Consider the following 18,409-nt stretch of genomic DNA (forward strand, 5'->3'; position numbering starts at 1 on the left):
ATGGATGACCGGATGAATGACTTCCCCGAGAACACGCGTCGAAAACCGAGGAATCTGTGCGATCCTTGCCAGTAGACGTGCTGCGCGTAACGGGCGTTAAACGTATGAGCGGATACGCTATATCAGCGGGTCCGGAATGTGGGTGGCACCACGGGAGATTGATCGATCCAATCCCTCGTCCCTGTTTGCTTATTGAAGCGGCAGGGCGAGGGATTTTTTGCATACCCGGCGGCTTTTGGCCCGTACTTTGATAAGCGATATGAAATACGAAAAGAAACATTCAAAACCGTATTTTGGCAAATGTTGAGCTTTGCTGCGAAATTTGCGAAAAATACATGGAGCAGGAGGTAGAACGATGGCTTACCAAAAACCGACAGGCACGCAGGACTTTTTGCCTGGAACCGTGGAAAAATGGCAGTCCGTCGAGGAAAAAGCCAGAGACTTGTGCCGGCGGTTCAATTACCGCGAAATCCGCACGCCGATGTTCGAGCAGACGGAATTGTTTGAACGCGGCGTCGGCGAAACGACGGATATCGTCGAAAAAGAAATGTACACGTTCAAGGACAAAGGCGACCGCAGCATGACGCTTCGTCCGGAGGGAACGGCGGGGGTCGTCCGTTCTTACGTAGAGAATAAGCTTTACGGGGAACCGGACGTCAGCAAACTGTATTACATCGGACCGATGTTCCGCTACGAACGTCCGCAGGCCGGCCGTTATCGGCAGTTCCACCAGTTTGGCGTCGAAGCCTTCGGCGCGATCGATCCGGCGATCGATGCGGAAGTGGTATCGCTTGGTTACCAGTTCTGCAAGGAGCTAGGGCTGCAGGGCGTGAAGGTAGAGATCAACTCCGTCGGCAACCCGGCGAGCCGCGCGGCATACCGCGAAAAGCTGCTGGAATTCCTCACTCCGATGAAGGACCGTTTGTGCAAGGACTGCCAATCGCGGATGGAGCGAAATCCGTTGCGCGTGCTGGACTGCAAGGTCGATCGGGACAAATTCGTCGACGCGCCTTCGATTCTCGACAGTTTGGACGAGGAATGCACGACCCACTTTGAACAGGTCAAACGGTATTTGACGGATATGGACGTGGATTTCGAGGTGAACCACCGTATGGTTCGCGGCCTTGACTATTACACGCATACGGCTTTCGAATATAAAGCGCAGGGCATCGGCGCGATCGACACGATCGGCGGCGGCGGCCGCTACAACGGCCTCGTGGGCGAAATCGGCGGGCCGGATCAGCCGGGGATCGGATTCGGGCTCGGGCTCGAGCGCATCTTGCTGATCGTCGAGAAGCAGGAAATCGACCTGAACGCCGTTAAACCGCTGGACGTTTATTTCGTCGCGCTCGGCGAAGCGGCCGACCGGGAAATCACGAAGCTGCTGTATCTCGTCCGCAAGGAAGGATTGTCGGCCGAACGCGATTACCTGGGAAGAAAGATGAAGGCCCAAATGAAATCAGCGGACCGTTTTAACGCCAAAGTGACGGCGATCCTGGGCGACGACGAGCTGCAGCGGGGCGAAATCGCGCTGAAATCGATGGCGACCGGCGAACAGCAGACGGTAAAGCTGAGCGAGCTTGCAACGAAACTAAAGGAAATCGCCGAATAGGCATACCAAATATAAAAGGAGTTTGAGAATCATGCTTAGGACCCATCAATGCGGAAGCCTGACGACAGGCCACATCGGAGAAACCGTAACACTGAACGGCTGGGTGCAAACCCGCCGCGACCTCGGGGGCGTATTGTTCATCGACCTGCGCGACCGCAGCGGCGTCGTGCAAATCGTATTCAACCCCGCTTATTCCGGGGAAGCGCTGGCGATTGCCGACAAGGTGCGCAGCGAATACGTGCTGGCGGTTACCGGTAAAGTCGTCAAACGCGATCCGGAAACGATCAACCCGAACCTTGCCACAGGCGAAATCGAAGTTCAAATCACCGAGATCGAAGTGCTGAACGGCGCCAAGACGCCTCCGTTTTTCATCGAAGACGGCGTAGAAGTCGACGAGTCGCTTCGCCTGAAATACCGTTACCTGGACCTGCGCCGCCCGGAAATGCAGAAAACGCTGCTGCTCCGCTCGAAAGCTTCGAAGATTTTCCGCGACTTCCTGGACGGCGAAGGGTTTATCGAAGTGGAAACGCCGATCCTGACCAAAAGCTCCCCGGAAGGCGCACGCGATTATCTCGTGCCAAGCCGGGTGCATGAAGGCGAATTTTTCGCTTTGCCGCAATCCCCTCAGCAGTATAAACAGCTTCTGATGGTGGGCGGCATCGAGCGTTACTTCCAAATCGCCCGCTGCTTCCGGGACGAAGACTTGCGCGCGGACCGTCAGCCGGAATTCACGCAGGTCGACATCGAAACGTCCTTCATGAGCCGGGACGAGCTGCTGGGCATGATGGAAAAACTGATGGCCCGCCTGTTCAAGGAAACGATTAACGTCGACATTCCTTTGCCTTTCCAACGCCTGACCTACGCTGAAGCGATGGACAAATACGGCTCCGACAAACCGGACCTTCGTTTCGGGCTGGAACTGATTCAAGTCAGCGACCTGGTTGCGTCGAGCGGCGTCAAGGTATTTGCTTCGGTCATCGAAAAAGGCGGAGAGGTCAAAGTGCTAAACGCCAAAGGCTGCGGCACGTGGAGCCGGAAGGAAATCGACGATCTGGGACCGTTCGCGGCCCGTTACGGCGCCAAAGGATTGGCATGGATTCAAGTCAAGGAAGGCGAATTCAAAGGGCCGATCGTCAAATTCTTTACCCCTGAAGAGATCGAAGCGCTGAGAGAGCGCACCGGAGCCGAGGAAGGCGACCTGCTGCTCTTCTCCGCCGACAATAAAAAGGTCGTTGCCGACGTGCTTGGCGCACTCCGCCTGAAAATCGGCAAACAACTCGGCCTGATCAACGAAAACGAGTTCAAATTCGCCTGGGTAGTCGACTTCCCGCTGCTGGAGTGGGATGAAGAAGAGAAACGCTACGTCGCTCTCCACCATCCGTTCACCCGTCCGCGCGATGAAGACCAGCATCTGTTTGAAACGAACCCGGGTCAAATTCTGGCTCAGGCGTACGATATCGTGCTGAACGGTTATGAAGTCGGCGGCGGTTCCATGCGGATCTACAAACGCGACATGCAGGAAAAAATGTTTGCGGCGCTGGGATTGTCGCCGGAGGAAGCCCAAGACAAATTCGGCCATCTGCTCGAAGCGTTCGAATACGGCACGCCGCCGCACGGCGGAATCGCCTTCGGCCTGGACCGCCTCGTCATGCTTTTGGCCGGCCGCAGCAATCTGCGCGAAACGATCGCGTTCCCGAAAACGGCAAGCGCCACGGATCTGCTGATGGACGCGCCATCGCCGGTCGATGCGTCCCAGCTTGAGCAGCTTCATATCAAAGTGGCGAAAAAACCTGCAGAGAAAAAAGTGAATGCTTAAATAAAGGGAGGCCTCCATACTCTATGCTCAACCAATTTTCCCGGACGGAACTGGCCATAGGACCGGAAGGTCTGGAAGCGATGAAAAACAGCACGGTGGCTGTCCTCGGAATCGGCGGCGTAGGCTCCATTGCGGTGGAGGCCCTCGCCCGCACGGGCGTCGGCAAGCTGATCCTGATCGACAAGGACGTCGTGGACATTACCAACATTAACCGGCAAATCCATGCGCTCACGACGACGATCGGCCAGAAAAAAGCCGATTTGATGGTGGAACGGATCAAGCTGATCAACCCCGAATGCGAAGCGATCGCCTTGAATATGTTTTATACCGAGGAAACCTGCGAGGAGCTTTTCAAATACGACCTGGATTACGTGCTGGACGCGTCCGATACCGTTTCGTACAAAATCCATCTGATCAAGGAATGCCTCAAGCGAAAAATTCCGATCATCTCCAGCATGGGCGCGGCCAACAAAATGGACCCGAGCCGCTTTCAGGTCGCAGATATTTCCAAGACGACGGTCGACCCGATCGCCCGCGTCATCCGCACCAAGCTGCGCAAGGAAGGCATCAAAAAAGGCGTGAAGGTCGTCTTTTCGACCGAAGAGCCGATGAAGCCGCGGGTGGACGTGACGGAAAAAATCGTGCCCGAAAATGCTCCGGAAATCCGCAAAGCGAAGCAGCCGCCGGCCAGCAACGCGTTTGTCCCGCCGGTAGCCGGACTTATCATGGTCGGCGAGGCCGTCAAGGATCTGCTGAAAAAGGCCGGGATCCGGGTGTAAAGAAAATCCCTTCCTTAAGCCAGAATGTGGTACAATCAAAAGGCGTGAAAAGTCGAGAAAAACCGACAATCACGCCTTTTTGTTTCATGCCCGGCAATGAGGGGTCATTTGCCGGAGGGTTCGACATAGAGAGAGAAAAAAGGGGGATTTTTTTGAGACAAGGTTTTTGGCGGAATCGTCTCGGCCTCAGGCCGGGAGACAGCTGGAAAAAGGAACTCATCGCCGGAGCCGTAGCTTATTTTTCGGTTGTGTACATCGTGATGGTGAACGCGAACATCCTGCATGATGCAGGCATGCCGCTGAAGGCGGCGATGATCGGAACCATTTTGGCATCGATCGTCGGCTGCTTGCTGATGGCGTTCGGCGGAAAATCGCCGATCATCGTCGTGCCGGGCATGGGGATCAATGCTTTTTTTACCTATACGCTGGTCCACTCGATGCGTTTAAGCTGGCAGGAGGCTTTGATGGTGGTGACGGTGACGGGCGTTTTGTTCACGATCGTGGCGTTTACGTCCCTTTACCGGATCATCAGCGAGGCGATACCGCATCATTTGCAGCATGGCATCACCGTCGGGATCGGCTTGTTCCTGACCTTTATCGGTCTTCAGAAAAGCCAAATCGTCATCGCGCATCAAACGACGTTTGTTACGATCGGCCATTTCAGCGATCCTTCGGTCATCGTATCCTGCATTACGCTGCTACTGGCGTTGATCCTGTTTATCCGCAACGTCCAAGGCGGCCTTTTGATCGCGATCCTGGCAGGCACCGGGCTGGCTTATCTGCTTGGAGCGGTCAAACCCGTACAGCAGACGGAGTCTGGCCGCCTGTTCGAATCGTACGGGACCTTATTCGGGCAGCTTTCCTGGTCGGGAATCGGCAGCCTCGTGTTTTGGATCGCGGTGTTTTTGCTGCTTTTGATCGTCGTGTTCGAAAACATCGGCCTGATCGCGGCCCAAACCCGGATGATCGGCCGTCCCGGCAATTTCAGGGGAAGCCTGCGGGCGTTGGCGCTGACGAATATCGTTGCCGGCGTTTTCGGCAGCAGCCCGATGGTCGCTTCGGCGGAGACAAGCGCGGGGATCGCGGCCGGCGGACGGACAGGCCTTACGGCGCTCGTATCGGGCGCGTTATTTGGAGCGACGTTCTTTTTTATTCCGCTGCTCGCCTACATTCCGGACAGCGCGATCGCTCCGGTCCTGATCGTGATTGGCGGACTGATCGTGCAGAACGTGAAGGAAATGGATTTCAGCGATATGACCGAAGCGTTTCCGGCCTTTTTGATCATGGTGATGATCCCTTTCACATACAGTATTGTGGATGGCATGGCTTTCGGATTCATCGCGTACCCGCTCGTCAAAATCGCCCGGGGAAAAAGCAGGGACGTTTCTCCGGTGCTTTATATCATCGCCGCTTTGTTCGTTGTCAACTTTGTGGTGCATGCCCTGCTGTAATACTGAAGCAAAGGTAGAGGCAACGGGCCGCTTGCTTGCAGCAGGCGGTTCCTTGCTTTTTCAAGCAAACGAGATTCGGGGGAGGAGATGCCATATGACGCTTATACAATCATTTACCGAAGGACAGGAAGTTACGGGGTTTTATTTATTAAAAACGGCGATGGTCAAACAGACGAATTCCACGCCGCCCAAAGATTATTTGGATCTTGTCCTTGCGGACGCCAGCGGGGAAATTCCGGCTAAATTTTGGGATGCATCCGCGGCGGACAAGGAAACCTTTTTTGCACCCATGCTCGTGAAAGTGCGCGGCGTCGTGCAGCTGTACCGCGAGCGGCTGCAGTTCAAGGTGAACAAAATCCGGCCCGCAACGGATGAAGACGGCCACAACATCACCGATTTCGTACGGTCCGCGCCGGTTCCGCCCAATGATCTGGTTTATACGATCAAAACGGCGGCGTATACGATTCAGGACACCGAAATCCAGATGATTATCGACCACTGCCTGAACAAAATCGGGGATAAATTAATGCATTACCCGGCCGCCAAAGGCATGCACCATGCTTTTTACGCCGGTCTGGCCTATCACATCGTACGCATGCTGGAGTTAGCCGAGTTTATTTGCAAGCAGCGCCCTTTCCTCAATCGTGATTTGCTTGTGGCGGGCATCATCCTGCATGATATCGCCAAAACGGAGGAATTGACGGCGGAGCTGGGCATCGTCAGCGAATACAGCTTCACCGGCAAACTGCTCGGACATATTCCGCTTGCCGCCAGTTGGGTGACGGAAGCCGCGATGACGATCGGGGCGGACGTGAATTCGGAAAAAATCGTGTTGCTGCAGCATATGATTTTGTCGCATCATAATTTGCCGGAATGGGGCAGCTCCGTTCTGCCGCAAATTCCCGAGGCGCTTGCGCTGCACTTGATCGACCAGATGGATGCCAAGCTGCAGGCGGCGGAGGATGCGATCTCGATGATGCCGTCCACGGATGATTGGTCCGCGCCGGTAAGGGCGCTTGAGAACAAATCGTTTTACCGGGCCAAAGGAAACGAATGATGGGGGGGGAACTTCCGATGCAAAAAGCAGGCTATTCAGCTTCCGAAGGACACGCCGAAAAGGCGTTCATCCCAGACCCCGACGGTGGGGGAAAGCCGGCGCTCCGGGTCATGACGTACAACATTCATCATGGCGAAGGAATGGACGGCGCTTTGGACCTGGGGCGGATTGCCGCCGTGATTCGCGGCACCCGTCCCGATCTTGTGGCGCTGCAGGAGGTGGACCGCCATTTGTCCAGAAGCGGCAGCGTAGACCAGGCCGCGGAACTGGGAAGACTGACGGGCATGGACCACCGGTTCGCGAAGGCGATCGCTTTTGACGGAGGCGAATACGGAATAGCCGTTCTCTCCAAACTTCCGATTGCCTCGGCGCATACGCTGACGCTGCCGAACGAACCGGGAGGAGAGCAGCGCGTGCTGCTTGTCGTTCAGCTGGCTCCGGAACACGGCCTTCCGTCATTCGTGTTTGCTGATACGCATTTGGAATGGCAGGAAAACGCCGAGCTGGCCGAACAGATCCGGTTGGCGCAAGCAAACGCGATCCAAAATGAGCTCAAGGACAAAACGCCGTTGATTCTGGCTGGGGACATGAACGCGCTGCCGGATTCCGCGACGATGCGCGTTTTTGCGGAAAACATGGCGGACGCTACGGCCCACATCGGACCTACCCATGCCGAAGACGGCAAAATCGACTATATCCTGTTCGAGGAAAACAGCGGGTGGAGGCTGGTTGGCGCTCAGGCGATCGAAGAGGATACGGCGTCGGATCACCTTCCCGTTCTCGCTGTATTGGCGTGGGATCCGGTAAAGGCATGACGCAGCAAAAAAACCGAAACAGGTCTCTTGCGGAAAGAGTCCGTTTCGGTTCTATGAAAAAAAGAATGATGATTTGCATAATTTAATGAAACATGTTGCATGTGACATACGTATATGATACTATATAATGTACCCTTAAAATGATACCATATAGTCATTAACATTATAGCATATTTTCTCATTTGCGTCAATATTCATTTGAGGGCCGTCAGTGTCAAGCTAGCGTGGGCAGTCATTTAAGATGCCTGGAACGCGAACCCCGAAGGAACCTCTTCCTTGTAAGCGCTTTGCTTCGTTCTTTCATCAAACACAAGTGATTTGTCAGAATTTTTTGCCGTTATCCGCGAAGTGCTTTGAGTGCCATACCCGTTGTGCTGCTTTGCTTCGGTCCTTGCAGCATGCGAATCATTCCAGCGATACAACCCTTGACCTATTGCGTCACGTTCTTGAGCAATTGCCGCATGTTTATCGACTGCTGCGGCGTTGCCTGCTTACTCGCTTGTCCTTCAACCGTTCTTACCACCGTGCCCGCTTCTTGAATCCTCATCATCGTCCTCAGCATCGCCCTGACGCCTCGCTCACTCCAACTGTACCCGCCACGCTTCGTCCGCTTGGCGAATATACGCATCTGCGATTCCGCGCTTCCCATCGGGCGCATGCCGCTTGTGTCGATCCCCTTCGCCTGGAGTGTTTTTCGGTAGTCGTCCAAATGCTTCTCATGCCGCTTTAGAAATCTTTTATACGGCTTCCAATCCTTCCGGTTCTCTTCCGCTATCTCTTGCTCCGACACGCCTTCCAGGACCGCCATAAGCGCGGCTGCATCCTGTTTGGCCAAAGACCGTCTCACGGTCTCCCACACCTGCGGCAAATGACCAACAAAGCGTTTCAAATCACGCGCCACATGAAAGCGGTCCAGCATGTACAGACATTGGTGAAAGTAGGATGTACATTCCCCGATCCACGCCGCGCCGTCTCCGTTCACCACAAGCCACGTGTTCTCGTCGATTTCGTAACGCTCCACCAGAAAGTCCCCGAACCCTTCCCAGAAGTCGCCGCCGCTCGTATGCAGGTAATGCTGTTTGTTCTTCAGCTGTACCCGCTTGCCGTTCTTCTCCCAGCCTTCGTGTACGACTGCAATTGCGTTCTCCATCCCGCGCTTTTTGCTCCGCTGCAGCTTCGTGTACAGCCCATCCACTTCCACGAACAGCACGCGGGCAGCGCGCCGTTTCACCGCTGGCATCGGCTGTTGCGCACGCTCCATCAGTTTTTCCCTGATCGCTTGGTGGCTCAGCACATTGTAGCCCAAAAGCTGCTCCAGCCGCTTTGCGCTGTCCCGGTACGACGGTCCTTGGCTTGCGAATGCGATTGCTGTCTCTTCCAAATGCGGACTGACTTTCCCGCGCCCTTCGAATTGCAACAGCTGATCCAGCAGATACACGTGTTTGCCGCTTCTACGGTCACAGTACAATCTCCGCTTAAAGCGCACATTCCCGAACACTGTGTTGACGCTTGTTTCACGCTCGTCCTTTACTCGATAACGCTCTCGGTCCCGTTGCTCCAGGATCTGCTGATCCAGCGCCTCCAGCACCTGCTTCATCGCACGAGCGAATTCCTCCTGCATTTTCCGGAAAATCCATTGCTCAATCTCTTTCATCGTCGGCATTATTGTGGTAAAGTGGCTCACAGGAGCTTCCTCCTTCTTGGTGTGTTGTGCGTCAAACATCACTTTACCAAGGGAGAAGCTCTTTTTCTATATCCGCTTTTTCCAATTCCTACACCCACAGAGATTTTACACTATCACGGATCGGTCGGGGGCAACGCGACGTTTCTGCTCAATATTCCGCCGGATACGCGCGGTTTGTTCCATGAAAACGACGTGCAGCGCTTGAAAGAGCTGGGGGATTGGATCCGGGGAACGTTCGGAACGAACCTGGCCGCCGGCGCCCCGGTCCAAGCGAGCGAAGCGATGGCAGGGCATGAAGCCTTATACGCGGTGGACGGCGACCGGGATACGTTCTGGGCTCCGCAAGAGGGTACGGAGCAGGCCGTTCTTACGGTAGATCTCGGCACGGAGCAAACCTTCGACCATGTTGTATTGCAGGAATACCGTTACAGTCAGCGGGTGGAGCGGTTTGCGCTGGAATATATGGAGGACGGCGAGTGGAAAACGGCGTATAACGGCACGGTCATCGGCTACAAGCGGATCTGCCCTTTCCCGGCCGTGACGAGCCGTTATATCCGCCTGTCGATACAGGAATCGAGATGGTGGCCTAACCTTTCCGCATTCGAAGTGTATCACGGCGACCGGAACGCATGATCTGTACCTGCCCGGTATGTTATGATAGAGGGAGAGCTTGAAAGGGAGCAAAGACAAGCCATTTCATTTTCAAGGACGTGAACATAACATGGATTTATTTTCTTTCCAGCAGGAGTCGGACCGGGGCGGAAGGCTGCTGGCCGACCGGATGCGTCCCACCTCTTTGGATGAATATATCGGGCAGGAACATATCATCGGCCCCGGCAAGCTGCTGCGCAGGGCGATCGAAGCGGACCAAGTCACCTCGATCCTCCTGTACGGCCCGCCGGGATGCGGGAAAACGACGCTGGCGCATATCATATCGCAAAAAACGCAGGCGGACTTCGTCCGGCTGAACGCCGTGGACGCCTCCGTCAAAGACGTGCGGGAAGTCATCGACCGCGCCCAAAGCAACAAAGCGATGTACGGCACGAAAACGATCCTGTTCCTCGACGAGGTGCACCGCTTCAACAGCTCGCGGCAGGACGCGCTGCTGCCGGCTGTCGAAAAAGGGACGATCATTTTTATCGGGGCGACGACGGAAAACCCGTTCCATTACGTCAACGGGGCTTTGATGAGCCGCTCCACCCTGTTCCAGCTGCAGCCGTTGACGAAGGACCATTCGCTTGCCGCCATGAAGCGGGCGCTGGCCGATCCTGATAAAGGGCTCGGATATATGAAGCTGAAGGCGGACGAGGAAGCGCTGGACCATATCGCCACGATGGCGAATGGGGATATCCGCCGGGCGCTGACGGCGCTCGAGCTGGCGGCGATGACGACGCCGCCGGAGGACGACGGCACCGTTCACATTACGCTTGGCGTCGCCGAGGAGTCGATCCGCCGTCCGACCGTGCGGGCGGACGAGTCGACGCAATACGACGTGCTCTCCGCCTTTCATAAAAGCATCCGAGGCTCCAGCGATGCCGCTTTGTTCTGGTTTTTGTACGCGGTGGAGAAGCTGGGGATGGACCCGATGGTGTTCATCCGCCGCCTGATCGCCGCCAGCAGCGAAGACATCGGCCTCGCGAATCCGCAGGCCATGGTCCAGGCCGTCAGCGCGTTGGAGGCCTACCGGAACAACGGCTGGCCTGAAGCGAAGCTGAACATCGCCCAGGCCATCTTGTTTGCCGTGGAGAGCCCGAAATCGAATGCGGTGTATACGGCGATTTCGCGGGCGACGTCGGCGATCGAAGAGCTGAAATCGGCGGAGGTGCCGCTGCATTTGCGGGATACGCATTATAAAGGGGCCGTGAAGCTGGGCCATGAAGGTTACAAGTATCCCCATGATTACCCGGGGCATTACGTGAAGCAGGATTATTTGCCGAAGGAGATTGCGCGCCGCGTCTTCTACCAGGCGACGGAGCAGGGCAACGAGGCGAAAATCCAAATCAACCAGCAGCGCAGAAGAAACCAGTTTCTTTCCGGGGAATGATGATCGAATTACGGGGAAATCTTTACCAACGAGAAGGATTCCGCGGGAGTCGTAGAGAATGTTTTGCACAGGCGTCATGAAACGTCCGCCGAGCAGGTTCGGTATTCAGGGCGTTGCATGAAAAAAAGCCACCGCCGCCGGAAACAAGGGGCGGGTGGCTTTAACGTCTGTGCTTTATTTTTTTTGGAGTGCCGGCAGCTTGAACGGAACCTTTTCCACTTTGTCGATGGTGCCGCCGCCAAGGCAAACGTCGCCTTGATAAAACACGACGGCTTGTCCCGGAGTAACCGCTTTTTGTTTCTCGGCGAACCGCACGTGTACGGTCCCGTCTTCAAGCCATTCGAGCGTAACGTCCTGGTCGGGCTGGCGGTAGCGGAACTTGGCGGTGCAGCTGAAAGGCTCTGTGGGCACGTTCCCTTCGCCTGCGATCCAGTTCACGCCTGTGGCAATCAGCCCCGTCGAATACAGGCTCGGATGCTTGTCGCCTTGAACGACGTACAAAATATTTTGCTCCAGATCCTTGTCGGCCACGAACCACGGTTCGCCGTTTCCGGATCCGCCGATGCCGAGCCCTTGACGCTGTCCGAGCGTGTAATACATCAAGCCGTCGTGGCGGCCTTTGATTTCGCCCGTCGCGATATCCACCATATCGCCGGATTGCGCCGGCAAATACTGGCTAAGGAACTCTTTGAAGTTGCGTTCGCCGATGAAGCAGACGCCGGTGCTGTCTTTCTTTTTGGCGGTGTACAATCCCGCCGCTTCGGCAATCTTGCGTACTTCGGGTTTCGGCAGATGGCCGATCGGGAACATCGCTTTCGACAGCTGCTCCTGATTCAGCGCGTTCAGGAAGTAGGTTTGATCCTTGTTGCCGTCGACGCCGCGGAGCAGCTTGAAGACGCCATTCTCTTCGACGACGCGGGCATAATGGCCCGTGGCTACATAATCGGCGCCCAGTCCAAGCGCCTTGTTCAAGAATTCGCCGAATTTGATTTCGCGGTTGCACATGACGTCCGGATTCGGCGTGCGCCCCGACTTATATTCGTCGAGGAAATAGGTAAATACTTTATCGAAATACTCTTTTTCGAAATTGACCGTGTAATAAGGAATATCTATTTGCTCGCAAACGCGCCGGACATCCTCTGCGTCCTGTTCCGCGGTGCAGACTCCGAATTCGTCGGTATCGTCCCAGTTCTTCATGAAAATACCGATGACATCGTAGCCTTGCTCCTTCAGCAGGAGCGCGGTCACCGAGGAATCGACGCCGCCGGACATGCCGACGACCACGCGCGTGTTTTGATTGTTGTTTGCCAAAGTTAACTCACCATTTCTATTTTGAAATTGTGCCCATACCCGTATTTTAACACACAACGGGCCGGAGTTCATACCCGGATGGCCTTTGTCCGCATCAGGAGTACAATTTGCAGTTTTGCCCGAAATTATATATGATGGAGTTTTAGAAGTTTTTGCCGGGGGAAACCGATTTTTGCGCCGTCAAATCCATTGGGGAAAGGCTTGCCTGTCTTCCGTGGAAGTACAACGGTTGACGTTAACATACCAAAAAAACGCCGGATATGTTAACATAAGCAAAGGGTTATGATCGGAATACGCAGATATTATCCTCAGGATCTAAGGTGTCTGCAACGGATCCCGACATATATAAAAGAAAACATGAACTTTTGAAAGAGGTGCCACCTTTGAAGATATCGACAAAAGGGCGTTACGGCCTGACGATCATGATGGAGCTTGCGGCCAAATACGGCGAAGGCCCGATCTCGCTGAAAAGCATCGCCGAAAAAAACCAGCTTTCCGAGCATTATCTGGAGCAGTTGATCGCGCCGCTGCGCAACGCCGGGCTCGTTAAAAGCATTCGCGGCGCGTACGGCGGTTACGTGTTGTCCCGCGAAGCTTCGGAAATTACGGCGGGAGACGTCATCCGCGTGCTGGAAGGCCCGATTTCCCCTGTCGATTTTACGGAAGAAGACGATCCTGCCAAGCGCAACCTGTGGCTTCGCATCCGCGACGGCATCGCGAACGTGCTGGATTCGACCACGCTGCTTGACCTGATCTCCTATCAGGAGCAGGACGCCGCCGATAACTACATGTTTTACATTTAAAAGGAGATGCGAAAATGAACTCCATTTACTTGGATCATGCGGCATCCACGCCCGTCCATCCCGAAGTCGCGCAGGAAATGATGAACGTGATGACGGGGCAATTCGGCAACGCATCCAGCGTTCATGCCTTCGGCCGTTCCGCCAAACGGACGGTGGGCGGGGCTAGGGACAAAATCGCCAAATATTTGGGCTGCCACCCCGATGAGCTCGTGTTCACCGGCGGCGGAACGGAAAGCGACAACCTTGCGTTGTTCGGCGCGTTGGAGGCGATGGAAGGCCGGGATAAGCATGTCATTACTTCGTCCATCGAACACCATGCCGTGCTGCATGCCTGCGAGGAGCTGGAAAGGCAGGGCTACCGCGTCACGTATCTCCCGGTTGACGGGACGGGGCGGGTGCGGGTAAAGGATGTGGAACAAGCGCTGACGGAAAATACGGCGCTGATCAGCATCATGTACGCGAACAATGAAGTCGGCACGGTGCAGCCGATCCGGGAAATCGGCGAGCTCGCCCGAAGCCGCGGTATCCTGTTCCATGTGGACGCCGTTCAGGCATTGGGAGCGATTCCGATATCCTTGCGCGAGCTGCCCGTGGACCTGATGAGCTTTTCGGCCCATAAAATCAACGGCCCACAAGGGATCGGCGCTTTGTACGTGCGCCGCGGCGTCCACCTTGCGCCGAGACTGCACGGGGGGCTTCAAGAGAAAAAACGCCGCGCGGGCACGGAAAACATGGCGGGCATCGCCGGATTCGCCAAAGCCGTCGAAATTGCGGCGGAACAACTAGAGCCGCGCAGAGAGCATGACCTCATGCTCCGGGATACGTTTATCCGTTTGCTGGAACAGGAAATTGGACAAGACGCGTTTGTCGTCAACGGACATCCCTCTGAATTTTTACCTCACATACTGAATATCAGCTTCCCGGAAACAGACACGGAGACGCTCCTGATGAACCTGGACATGGAAGGCGTTGCTGCGGCCAGCGGCTCGGCATGCACCTCCGGTTCCCTTGAGCTGTCCCATGTGCTTCAAGCTATGAAACTTCCACAAAATGTTTTGCGCTCCGCGATTCGTTTTAGCTTCGGTTTGGGTAATACTACGGAAGATATGGAATACACCGCCCAAAAAATTGCAACCATTCTTCGTCGTTTACGTATTAGAAGTTAGGATTCTCTATGTATGGACAAGGAGGGAGGCGTGCTTCCATACCGTCCGGAACAAGGATCGGTGCCCGCAGGGGCATCCGTCCCGCCTCTCGCGGGATGCCTTCGTTTCAATACTCATGACGATAGGTGGGTCCTGGCATGAAGTTTCAAGAATTGATCGGCCTTGCCGTGTTCGATGTGGACGAAGGCAGGCAGATCGGCAAAATCAGCGATGTTTGGGTCAGCGGGGACTGGAGGATCCAAGCTTTGGAGCTTGAAGGCAGAAGCCTGTTTTCCAGTTCGGCCAAGTCCGTATCCTGGGAGGATATCGTGGCTTACGGCGAAGACGCTGTGATGATTCGGAATCAACAGGCTGTTCGAAAGACAAAGGCCGACGATATACAATACACGTTCCTGACGGGCAAAAATAAACTGAAGGACATGGACGTGCTGACCGAGGAAGGCGTTCTGCTCGGAAAAGCGACGGATGTTTATTTTGACCAGGAAATGGGAAATACAATACTAGGTATAGAAATCAGCGACGGTTTCGTCTCGGATTTGCTGGAAGGCCGGAAATGGCTGCCGCTTGCGGAGGGCATGTCCATCGGCAAAAACGCAATCATGGTGCCGCCGATGAGCGAAGAGCGCCTCGGAAAAACCATTCATTCTGTTAACGGATAGGTGATCTATGAATATGAGATGTCCCAACTGCAATTCCAAAGATATCGGTAAAATCGGTTCGCACCAATTTTATTGCTGGGGCTGTTTTATCGAACTGACGGTCAACGGAGATAAAATGTCCGTCTATCAAGTCGAAGAGGACGGCACGCTTAGTTCGCTGGACGATCTGTTTTTCGAGGAAATTCCTCAGGAATTCCCGCATCTGCACGCGTCCAATTGAAAGTGAACTTATGAACATGCTTTTTCGGCAAAAAAGAAACCTATCACTAGCGTTCGCTCGAAAGACGCGCGTTAGTGATGGGTTTCTTTTGCTTTATCGCTTGGCCGGGACGGGCTGGTCTTTCAAGGTTAATTTTTTCCTTTCGTACATATAATAACGTGTACAGCAAGTCCGAAAGGAGGAAAGCTTCCTTGGAGAACATGACCGGAAACAAGTGGTTCCGTCTGCTCATCTGGTTTATTCTCGGCCTGATCGCCCTTTATTTCATTTGGCTGCTTCGCCCGATGTTCATGAATATATACCATTTTTTCAAAGTGATTTTGGCTCCGTTTATCGTGGCGATGATCATCTCGTACGTGCTGAACCCGATCGTTTGCCTGCTGGCCGACCGCAAAGTGCCGAGGGGCATTGCCGTGCTGTTGATTTACGCCGTGTTCATCACCTGCGTGGCGGTCATCCTCATCAATATGATTCCGGTGCTGATCGAGCAAATGGAGGAGCTGAACGAACACCTGCCGGAAATGACGATGCATGCGCAAAGCCTCATGAACCGGCTGGACCAGAAGCTGCTCCCGGACGGGGTGATGGCCGGGGTGGACCGCTGGTTTTTGCAATGGGAAGACCGGCTGGCGGCGGGGATCTCCGATTTTATCGACAACATCGGTACGACGATTAATCTGGTGCTGAACATTTTTATCGTTCCGTTCCTCATTTTTTATATTTTGAAGGACTTCGACGTTTTTGAGCGGGCGATCGTTTCGTATCTTCCCCGTTCCCGGCGCAAAGCGACCGTAAGCGTGCTGAAAGAGATCGACCTGGCGCTCGGCAATTACGTACGGGGGCAGTTTATCGTCTGTTTCATCATCGGCGTGCTGGCGTATATCGGGTATATGATCGTCGGGATGCCGTATGCGCTTTTGATGGCCAGCATCGTCGCCGTGTTTAACATCGTGCCGTATCTCGGCCCCTTTCTGGGGGCGGCTCCCGCGGTCGTCATGGCTTCGACGATTTCATGGAAAATGGTTCTGCTGGTCATCGTCGTCAATTGGATATGCCAAATTTTGGAGAGCAACGTCATTTCTCCGCAGGTGGTCGGCAAAAAGCTGCATCTCCATCCGATCGTCATCATTTTTGCGCTGCTTGTCGGAGGGGAAATGGCGGGCATCGTCGGCCTTATTCTCGCCGTTCCCGTGTTTGCGGTGCTCAAGGTGCTGCTGCAGCATTTTTTCGCCTATTACATCAAGCGCAAAACGACCTGAACCGGATAGTGTAAAATCTCTGTGGGTGTAGGAATTGGAAAAAGCGGATATAGAAAAAGAGCTTCTCCCTTGGTAAAGTGATGTTTGACGCACAACACACCAAGAAGGAGGAAGCTCCTGTGAGCCACTTTACCACAATAATGCCGACGATGAAAGAGATTGAGCAATGGATTTTCCGGAAAATGCAGGAGGAATTCGCTCGTGCGATGAAGCAGGTGCTGGAGGCGCTGGATCAGCAGATCCTGGAGCAACGGGACCGAGAGCGTTATCGAGTAAAGGACGAGCGTGAAACAAGCGTCAACACAGTGTTCGGGAATGTGCGCTTTAAGCGGAGATTGTACTGTGACCGTAGAAGCGGCAAACACGTGTATCTGCTGGATCAGCTGTTGCAATTCGAAGGGCGCGGGAAAGTCAGTCCGCATTTGGAAGAGACAGCAATCGCATTCGCAAGCCAAGGACCGTCGTACCGGGACAGCGCAAAGCGGCTGGAGCAGCTTTTGGGCTACAATGTGCTGAGCCACCAAGCGATCAGGGAAAAACTGATGGAGCGTGCGCAACAGCCGATGCCAGCGGTGAAACGGCGCGCTGCCCGCGTGCTGTTCGTGGAAGTGGATGGGCTGTACACGAAGCTGCAGCGGAGCAAAAAGCGCGGGATGGAGAACGCAATTGCAGTCGTACACGAAGGCTGGGAGAAGAACGGCAAGCGGGTACAGCTGAAGAACAAACAGCATTACCTGCATACGAGCGGCGGCGACTTCTGGGAAGGGTTCGGGGACTTTCTGGTGGAGCGTTACGAAATCGACGAGAACACGTGGCTTGTGGTGAACGGAGACGGCGCGGCGTGGATCGGGGAATGTACATCCTACTTTCACCAATGTCTGTACATGCTGGACCGCTTTCATGTGGCGCGTGATTTGAAACGCTTTGTTGGTCATTTGCCGCAGGTGTGGGAGACCGTGAGACGGTCTTTGGCCAAACAGGATGCAGCCGCGCTTATGGCGGTCCTGGAAGGCGTGTCGGAGCAAGAGATAGCGGAAGAGAACCGGAAGGATTGGAAGCCGTATAAAAGATTTCTAAAGCGGCATGAGAAGCATTTGGACGACTACCGAAAAACACTCCAGGCGAAGGGGATCGACACAAGCGGCATGCGCCCGATGGGAAGCGCGGAATCGCAGATGCGTATATTCGCCAAGCGGACGAAGCGTGGCGGGTACAGTTGGAGTGAGCGAGGCGTCAGGGCGATGCTGAGGACGATGATGAGGATTCAAGAAGCGGGCACGGTGGTAAGAACGGTTGAAGGACAAGCGAGTAAGCAGGCAACGCCGCAGCAGTCGATAAACATGCGGCAATTGCTCAAGAACGTGACGCAACCGGTCAAGGGTTGTATCGCTGGAATGATTCGCATGCTGCAAGGACCGAAGCAAAGCAGCACAACGGGTATGGCACTCAAAGCACTTCGCGGATAACGGCAAAAAATTCTGACAAATCACTTGTGTTTGATGAAAGAACGAAGCAAAGCGCTTACAAGGAAGAGGTTCCTTCGGGGTTCGCGTTCCAGGCATCTTAAATGACTGCCCACGCTAGCTTGACACTGACCCTGAACCGCACTGGATTGACATTCCCCCGCTGCGCCGATATACTTGTGTAGAATATGTTCAAAATGGACAAAACGGCGATGAAATGAAGTACGGCTGAGAGGCTCCTTGGACAGAGAACGGATTCCTTCGCGCTGA

Annotated in this window: 15 protein-coding genes and 1 pseudogene; 14 read left to right on the forward strand and 2 right to left on the reverse strand. The window is 54.7% G+C overall.

Translation table 11 applies throughout. The annotated features are described in order from the left end of the window. Positions 1-355 precede the first annotated feature (355 nt). The 6 genes from hisS (at position 356) to MKY58_RS06565 (ending at position 7,530) form a co-directional block, all read left to right on the forward strand. Entirely contained in the window at positions 356-1,612 is a 1,257-nt protein-coding gene (gene hisS, locus MKY58_RS06540; RefSeq protein ID WP_339323916.1) for a histidine--tRNA ligase, read from the forward strand. A gap of 31 nt (positions 1,613-1,643) precedes the next feature. After that, positions 1,644-3,428, forward strand: coding sequence for an aspartate--tRNA ligase (aspS, locus tag MKY58_RS06545; RefSeq protein ID WP_339323917.1), 1,785 nt, complete (start codon positions 1,644-1,646; stop codon positions 3,426-3,428). 23 nt (positions 3,429-3,451) lie between these two features. Then, positions 3,452-4,207 (forward strand): tRNA threonylcarbamoyladenosine dehydratase, encoded by a 756-nt coding sequence (locus tag MKY58_RS06550; protein WP_036711218.1) that lies wholly within the window; start codon positions 3,452-3,454, stop codon positions 4,205-4,207. Between the two features lie 152 nt (positions 4,208-4,359). After that, positions 4,360-5,658 carry an NCS2 family permease gene (locus tag MKY58_RS06555; protein ID WP_339323918.1) on the forward strand — a complete coding sequence of 433 codons (1,299 nt, stop codon included), beginning with the start codon at positions 4,360-4,362 and terminating at the stop codon, positions 5,656-5,658. Positions 5,659-5,752: 94 nt separating this feature from the next. Continuing rightward, on the forward strand, positions 5,753-6,715 hold the full coding sequence (locus MKY58_RS06560; RefSeq protein ID WP_339323919.1) for an HD domain-containing protein: 963 nt from the start codon (positions 5,753-5,755) through the stop codon (positions 6,713-6,715). Positions 6,716-6,732: 17 nt separating this feature from the next. Then, entirely contained in the window at positions 6,733-7,530 is a 798-nt protein-coding gene (locus MKY58_RS06565) for an endonuclease/exonuclease/phosphatase family protein (RefSeq protein WP_339323920.1), read from the forward strand. Between the two features lie 337 nt (positions 7,531-7,867). Here MKY58_RS06565 and MKY58_RS06570 read toward each other — a convergent pair. Next, positions 7,868-9,214, reverse strand: a pseudogene (locus MKY58_RS06570) (ISLre2-like element ISTco1 family transposase). 174 nt (positions 9,215-9,388) lie between these two features. Between MKY58_RS06570 and MKY58_RS06575 the strand changes: the two are divergent. Together MKY58_RS06575 and MKY58_RS06580 are read left to right on the forward strand one after the other, a co-directional pair. After that, positions 9,389-9,847 carry a discoidin domain-containing protein gene (locus MKY58_RS06575; protein WP_339323921.1) on the forward strand — a complete coding sequence of 153 codons (459 nt, stop codon included), beginning with the start codon at positions 9,389-9,391 and terminating at the stop codon, positions 9,845-9,847. A gap of 88 nt (positions 9,848-9,935) precedes the next feature. Continuing rightward, positions 9,936-11,258 (forward strand): replication-associated recombination protein A, encoded by a 1,323-nt coding sequence (locus tag MKY58_RS06580; protein WP_339323922.1) that lies wholly within the window; start codon positions 9,936-9,938, stop codon positions 11,256-11,258. Between the two features lie 174 nt (positions 11,259-11,432). Here the strand turns inward: MKY58_RS06580 and mnmA are convergent, their stop codons facing one another. Next, on the reverse strand, positions 11,433-12,569 hold the full coding sequence (gene mnmA, locus MKY58_RS06585; RefSeq protein WP_339323923.1) for a tRNA 2-thiouridine(34) synthase MnmA: 1,137 nt from the start codon (positions 12,567-12,569) through the stop codon (positions 11,433-11,435). Between the two features lie 383 nt (positions 12,570-12,952). Between mnmA and MKY58_RS06590 the strand changes: the two genes are divergently transcribed. The 6 genes from MKY58_RS06590 to MKY58_RS06615 all read left to right on the forward strand — a co-directional run bounded on the left by MKY58_RS06590 (position 12,953) and on the right by MKY58_RS06615 (position 18,142). Then, positions 12,953-13,372 (forward strand): Rrf2 family transcriptional regulator, encoded by a 420-nt coding sequence (locus MKY58_RS06590; RefSeq protein WP_339323924.1) that lies wholly within the window; start codon positions 12,953-12,955, stop codon positions 13,370-13,372. A 14-nt stretch (positions 13,373-13,386) separates the two neighbouring features. Further along, on the forward strand, positions 13,387-14,538 hold the full coding sequence (locus tag MKY58_RS06595; RefSeq protein WP_339323925.1) for a cysteine desulfurase family protein: 1,152 nt from the start codon (positions 13,387-13,389) through the stop codon (positions 14,536-14,538). 137 nt (positions 14,539-14,675) lie between these two features. Then, positions 14,676-15,197 carry a PRC-barrel domain-containing protein gene (locus MKY58_RS06600; protein WP_339323926.1) on the forward strand — a complete coding sequence of 174 codons (522 nt, stop codon included), beginning with the start codon at positions 14,676-14,678 and terminating at the stop codon, positions 15,195-15,197. Between the two features lie 13 nt (positions 15,198-15,210). Continuing rightward, positions 15,211-15,417: a hypothetical protein gene (locus MKY58_RS06605; protein WP_036711266.1), complete on the forward strand. Its 207-nt coding sequence runs from the start codon at positions 15,211-15,213 to the stop codon at positions 15,415-15,417. Between the two features lie 191 nt (positions 15,418-15,608). Continuing rightward, a complete protein-coding gene (locus MKY58_RS06610; protein WP_212951756.1) occupies positions 15,609-16,676 on the forward strand; it encodes an AI-2E family transporter in 1,068 nt (355 codons plus the stop codon). 119 nt (positions 16,677-16,795) lie between these two features. Continuing rightward, on the forward strand, positions 16,796-18,142 hold the full coding sequence (locus MKY58_RS06615) for an ISLre2-like element ISTco1 family transposase (RefSeq protein ID WP_339320778.1): 1,347 nt from the start codon (positions 16,796-16,798) through the stop codon (positions 18,140-18,142). The last annotated feature ends 267 nt before the right edge of the window (positions 18,143-18,409 follow it).

Origin of the sequence: Paenibacillus sp. FSL W8-0194 (assembly GCF_037969745.1) — a bacterium.
Lineage (GTDB): Bacteria > Bacillota > Bacilli > Paenibacillales > Paenibacillaceae > Paenibacillus_AQ > Paenibacillus_AQ cookii.

Bases quoted from the DNA above. Each gene is read 5' to 3' on its own strand.
- MKY58_RS06600 (WP_339323926.1), top strand. From the start codon at position 14,676: ATGAAGTTTCAAGAATTGATCGGCCTTGCCGTGTTCGATGTGGACGAA.
- MKY58_RS06605 (WP_036711266.1), top strand. From the start codon at position 15,211: ATGAGATGTCCCAACTGCAATTCCAAAGATATCGGTAAAATCGGTTCG.
- MKY58_RS06565 (WP_339323920.1), top strand. From the start codon at position 6,733: ATGCAAAAAGCAGGCTATTCAGCTTCCGAAGGACACGCCGAAAAGGCG.
- aspS (WP_339323917.1), top strand. From the start codon at position 1,644: ATGCTTAGGACCCATCAATGCGGAAGCCTGACGACAGGCCACATCGGA.
- MKY58_RS06595 (WP_339323925.1), top strand. From the start codon at position 13,387: ATGAACTCCATTTACTTGGATCATGCGGCATCCACGCCCGTCCATCCC.
- MKY58_RS06550 (WP_036711218.1), top strand. From the start codon at position 3,452: ATGCTCAACCAATTTTCCCGGACGGAACTGGCCATAGGACCGGAAGGT.
- MKY58_RS06580 (WP_339323922.1), top strand. From the start codon at position 9,936: ATGGATTTATTTTCTTTCCAGCAGGAGTCGGACCGGGGCGGAAGGCTG.
- hisS (WP_339323916.1), top strand. From the start codon at position 356: ATGGCTTACCAAAAACCGACAGGCACGCAGGACTTTTTGCCTGGAACC.
- MKY58_RS06560 (WP_339323919.1), top strand. From the start codon at position 5,753: ATGACGCTTATACAATCATTTACCGAAGGACAGGAAGTTACGGGGTTT.